The sequence below is a fragment of the Methanospirillum sp. genome (assembly GCF_035406105.1).
GTDB lineage: Archaea > Halobacteriota > Methanomicrobia > Methanomicrobiales > Methanospirillaceae > Methanospirillum.
Genome location: NZ_DAONKG010000197.1, coordinates 1 through 4,517, shown reverse-complemented (window position 1 = coordinate 4,517; position 4,517 = coordinate 1). Strand labels below are relative to the sequence as shown.

The window sequence follows — 4,517 nt, the reverse complement described above, 5'->3', positions numbered from 1 at the left end:
AACACGGTATCCCATCTCGGTCAGGCGCCAGGATATGAGGTCTGCAATGACCGGGTTATCCTCGACTATAAAGATCGTTCCTTCAGACACAACAATCTACAACCTTGTGAACGTCACATCTCTGATAGTATAAGGTATCGCATGTGCACAGCATACCTATCCTCATAATCAGGGAAATGTTTTCCCGGTAATTTTTCATTCAGATGACGTGGTATTTTTTACTTTCCAGTGGATCAGGACCCCTTCTTCCATTGGTGTGCAGCTGATACGTTTCAGGGTTGGAAAATCAGATTCTGATATGTATCCGCTTCCGTCGGCAAGGGTGGGGGCGTCCTTTCCACCAATGATTAAATTGCCGATAAACATGGTCAGTTCATCAACAAGGCCTGCAGACAGCAATCCCCAGATGAGTGTACCTCCACCCTCAACCATGAGCCGGCGGATACCCCTCTCAAAGAGCCTTTCAAGGAGGGCTGCAAGGTCAACAGATTCATCTCCTGCCTGGATGATATCAGCATACTCTTTAAGAGCAGCGATTCTGTCTGCCGGTGCATTTTGTGAGACCGCGATAATACGAAGTCCCGGTCCTTTATGGAGAATTTTGGCACCGGGTGGCGTCCTGCACTGACTGTCAACTACAATCCGTATGGGATGCTCTGGTTTTTTTGTCCTGACCCGCCAGGCGATCCGGTCAGCTGACTTGATAGTGAGTGATGGATCATCGGCAAGCACGGTTCCGATTCCTACCATTATTGCATCACATCCCGCTTTCATCTCATCAACCCGGTCAAAGTCCTCTCTGCCTGAGATCTTTACCTGCCGTCGCTCTCTGGTGGAGAGTTTTCCGTCCGCACTTACGGCTACGTTCACGATGACATAGGGGCGCATGATATCTTCCTATGCACGGGCCCGGAGACGGGCAATCTCATCTGCCGCCTGTTGGACACGAATGAGAAACGTCCCATGGCAGGGTTTTGTAAAGGGAAAGATGAGTGAATCTCCGTCAACCGCCACCCGAATGGGAGGAACGCCGATGATGTTCAGATCAAACATCCGGTATCCTGGCTCTATTTCATACTTCTCCGGATATCTGGAGAGAAATTCACGGGCTTCTTTAAAGGATATTTTTGATAAAAGCACTTCATATGGTAATGATTCTAAGCATCCCATGGGGCAGCCTCCTCAAGTTTGATCTTTATCGGTATCGGGTTGTGGATTGCCGGTTCAGCAATAACGGTACATGGAAAGGTAATCTCATGACTTATCTGTTCCGCCTCCTCTCCAAAGATGATCGCTGTGACCGGCCGGTGTGTCAGGGATGCTATGGTAGCAGCATAACTGATGCCGGCGTCATTGTGAATAAACACATAACTCTCTGTTATGGGAAGGTCACCGTTTGCAAGAGCAGCAATGGTTGCATCCAGATCTTTCATCTCCATAGTATAATGTCCGTCAGGGTCTGCTACCCGTATCAGTTGCCGGGCTGATGGTGTTCCGGCTATAATCGTTCTTATTCCTGCCTTTTTCATCCGATGTGCCAGATAGAGGACAAGACTGGTCTGTACCGGAACTTTCGGGCAACCCATGACCAGGAGTGCAGCTCGGTGCGTCGGTTCTTCAGGCATAGATACAGAGTAGTATGGATGTCAAGGGGTATGAATGAGGATGTCAGAGGTCTGATATTCTGTCAGTACATATCCTGGGATCACCAGGACAGATAAAGAAACTTCTTGAGCTGGTGATGATGTACATTGCTGTATGAAACGGCTTTATATGTGGATCGCCGGAGCGGTTCTTTTCGTCACAATTGTCTTATCCGTCTCGGTCATCGGTGCAAATCAGAGTTGTATCCCCTGCGGTGACAGTTGTTATGATCCAAGCAAGCAGTCCTGCTGCCAGGGTCAGGTTTATGACGGGCTCCATTGGGGGATCTGTAAGGATGCCTGCTATAATATTGAAAAACAGGTCTGCTGTAATGGAAAGCCTGTGAACGGGACACGGTGTCTTCCGACCTGTGGTGACTCGTTTTACAATCCGATAACCCAGACCTGCTGCCAGGGAGAACCAAAAGACGGACTCTTATGGGGAGTATGCGGTGGGAAGTGTTATGATCTGACCAATGAGACCTGCTGTAATAATCAGATATATCCCGGAAACGGATGGCAGAAGTGTGGCGATACCTGTTATAATAAGAATAATCAAAGCTGTTGTCTCGGAATGGTGTATGATGGGAAGGGGTATACAAAATGCGGTGATTCCTGTTACAACCCGAAGACCGAGTCCTGTTGTAAAGGAAAAGTGAGTGAAGGAAAAGTTGAGTGTGCTTATTAATAAATTTTTTATCTTTTTTTCTGGTTTTTAATTTACGGAATGTTCAGGCAGGGGTGTGAGTTTTTACGTCATGATTTTGTGAATGGGTAATTTTGTTTTCTCTACCTGAAACGATGTTCCTGGTTTCTATTTACCAGTGAAATCCTTATGGAAAAAATAATAGAGTTATTTCTCACTTCAGGTATGCTCATACAGGTCCTTTCGATGTGAATAATGCCATTTGCCAATATTATGTTCTTTCGCTAGAATTTCTCTTCCTGCTTCAGCAAGTGTGCGTTGTAAGGTTTCATTCACCCATAGTTCAATTGCCTCAGTAATTGCATTATTTATTGCTTCTTCATTCATCATGCCATATTCATGATTAATTACTTCTCTGAAATGTTGCTCAACATCATCGGAAAGGGATATGGCGAGAGTGCCTATATGTGTTACGAAATTTCTGATATATTTGCATATTTTCTTGTGGTCCTATAAAAACACATAAATTGCAATAATGAAGTTGATCAAATATCATAGGTAGTAGAAATATTTATGAGATGGACATTATTTTATCCAATACATGGTTATTGGATGCTTGTGGCTGATGTGATAGCAAAGAAGTATGTGGAGAAAGAGATTACGTGCCGGGCTTTTTGGCGGTCTGATGAGCGGAGACGGTGCTGAGAAATGAAACTGCAAATGTGTAGGTGGTGGTCATGTGAGTAACCCATTATCCCTTGCCAACTATATAATATCAGACAATTACCTGATTACTTCTCATACCAAATTACGTATGGCTGAACGAGGGATAACTAATGCCTCTCTTGAAAATGGGATTGTTGAAGGAGAAATTATTGAAGAATGCTCTGATGATATGCCTTGTCCTTCTGTTCTCTTACTCTCCATGGTGAACAATATTCCCAAACAGATCATATCAGAGGGAAGGTTGATGTCATCAATGCTATCCCGGTGAAATTGTCCGTCGATAATGAGGTTATTCACACCGCTCCGGCGGATAAGGATCTTATGGTAGTCCTGGTTCAGAAACAGACTCTGTGTCCTTCAGCAAAAAAAAGGAGATACTGTATCCTTTACTGATGATGTGAGTGTAAAGGTACCGACTCCGGAATCGCTGTCCGCCATATCAATCCACTTTTAGTACACCAAAATTAACAAAATTGTTAACTATAGTGTACCTAAAGTTGGAGGATAGCTAAAAACCCCCTTCCAACAAATTGGGATTTGTAAATACTTTATAAACTTACGATCACTAAAGGGGGGTTTTTAGCTATCCTCTCTAAAATATGCGGCTTGGGGTTGAGTAAATATTCATGGTTTCCAAACCGTTAGCCAGGAAATTCGTTCATAATCAGAGTCGTTGGTTGCTATGTGTAATATTTGATTATACGAAGCAGAAGCTACTATTGCTGCATCAGCTGCCATAAGTCCGTATTTTTTGATGTTATCCATTTGGAGAGAGAACACATCGGCATTATCTTCCAACATTATCATTTCACACGATAAAATGGCTTCATATATTTCAAACGTTCTGGTAAGTTTTTGAATTATTGACGGATCTCTTTTTATGAGGTTCAGGGCTTGTTGGTGTGAATTAGCATTCCCATCCTCAATTACTTCAGCAATCATGAGACGGTGAAGAAATTCGTGTCGGATCATGGGAGGAAGGCAAAGGTGTATTTTTTGATTAATACTTCTGTGAAGAAGTTCTTCACAGGCAGAGTAATAGAGAGGGTGCTTAAACGCTCAATAAAGAAGTATGTTTGTATCGATTATTATCCAGTTATCCTCAGGAAAATCAGGAAGTCTATTCAAAAATATCACTATCAATAATCTTTTCAATTAGAGTTGAATCTTGAATTTTTATATGCCCACATAATTTTCTAATTCGTTCATGTGATTCTTCACGTTCAAGAGGATTGAGTGATGGATGATGTTGTACCTGAATTGATTTGACTTCTGCCATGATTTCTTCTCCCTGGATCTCTCTTATTATGTCTCTTTCAGAGGTTATATGAATTTCTTGGAAAATAGTGGCTGATAATCGTTTTTATTAGGCGCGCAATTATATAAATGGCATTCTAGATCCAACGTATGAGAAAAGAACGCCTAATGAGAAATATTAAGCCTTAATACTCTCAAATTTCCCCTAAAACTCCGGAGAACCTTCTCTCTCTATATCCCCTCGC

The 4,517-nt window shown here is 42.8% G+C and carries 8 protein-coding genes; 2 read left to right on the top strand and 6 right to left on the bottom strand.

The features are described from left to right. Positions 1-195 precede the first annotated feature (195 nt). From PLA23_RS10765 to PLA23_RS10755, 3 genes are read right to left on the bottom strand one after another with little or no spacing between them, the layout of a single operon-like run. A complete protein-coding gene (locus PLA23_RS10765; RefSeq protein WP_324475179.1) occupies positions 196-888 on the bottom strand; it encodes a 2,5-diamino-6-(ribosylamino)-4(3H)-pyrimidinone 5'-phosphate reductase in 693 nt (230 codons plus the stop codon). A 9-nt stretch (positions 889-897) separates the two neighbouring features. Beyond that, entirely contained in the window at positions 898-1,170 is a 273-nt protein-coding gene (locus PLA23_RS10760) for a DUF1894 domain-containing protein (protein ID WP_324330230.1), read from the bottom strand. Next, complete coding sequence (locus tag PLA23_RS10755; protein ID WP_324475178.1) at positions 1,158-1,625, bottom strand: DUF1890 domain-containing protein; 468 nt, start codon at positions 1,623-1,625, stop codon at positions 1,158-1,160. Before PLA23_RS10755 ends, PLA23_RS10760 begins: the two co-directional genes overlap by 13 nt. Positions 1,626-1,758: 133 nt before the next feature. Between PLA23_RS10755 and PLA23_RS10750 the strand changes: the two genes are divergently transcribed. Then, positions 1,759-2,331 carry a hypothetical protein gene (locus PLA23_RS10750; protein ID WP_324330234.1) on the top strand — a complete coding sequence of 191 codons (573 nt, stop codon included), beginning with the start codon at positions 1,759-1,761 and terminating at the stop codon, positions 2,329-2,331. A gap of 177 nt (positions 2,332-2,508) precedes the next feature. Here PLA23_RS10750 and PLA23_RS10745 read toward each other — a convergent pair whose 3' ends face one another. Then, positions 2,509-2,679 carry a hypothetical protein gene (locus PLA23_RS10745; protein ID WP_324475177.1) on the bottom strand — a complete coding sequence of 57 codons (171 nt, stop codon included), beginning with the start codon at positions 2,677-2,679 and terminating at the stop codon, positions 2,509-2,511. Between the two features lie 349 nt (positions 2,680-3,028). Between PLA23_RS10745 and PLA23_RS13835 the strand changes: the two genes are divergently transcribed. After that, complete coding sequence (locus PLA23_RS13835) at positions 3,029-3,283, top strand: DUF4258 domain-containing protein (protein ID WP_502883622.1); 255 nt, start codon at positions 3,029-3,031, stop codon at positions 3,281-3,283. A gap of 356 nt (positions 3,284-3,639) precedes the next feature. Here the strand turns inward: PLA23_RS13835 and PLA23_RS10740 are convergent, their stop codons facing one another. Together PLA23_RS10740 and PLA23_RS10735 are read right to left on the bottom strand one after the other, a co-directional pair. Then, positions 3,640-3,957 carry a hypothetical protein gene (locus PLA23_RS10740; RefSeq protein WP_324475176.1) on the bottom strand — a complete coding sequence of 106 codons (318 nt, stop codon included), beginning with the start codon at positions 3,955-3,957 and terminating at the stop codon, positions 3,640-3,642. Between the two features lie 178 nt (positions 3,958-4,135). Further along, positions 4,136-4,294, bottom strand: coding sequence for a hypothetical protein (locus tag PLA23_RS10735; RefSeq protein ID WP_324330240.1), 159 nt, complete (start codon positions 4,292-4,294; stop codon positions 4,136-4,138). Between the last annotated feature and the right edge of the window lie 223 nt (positions 4,295-4,517).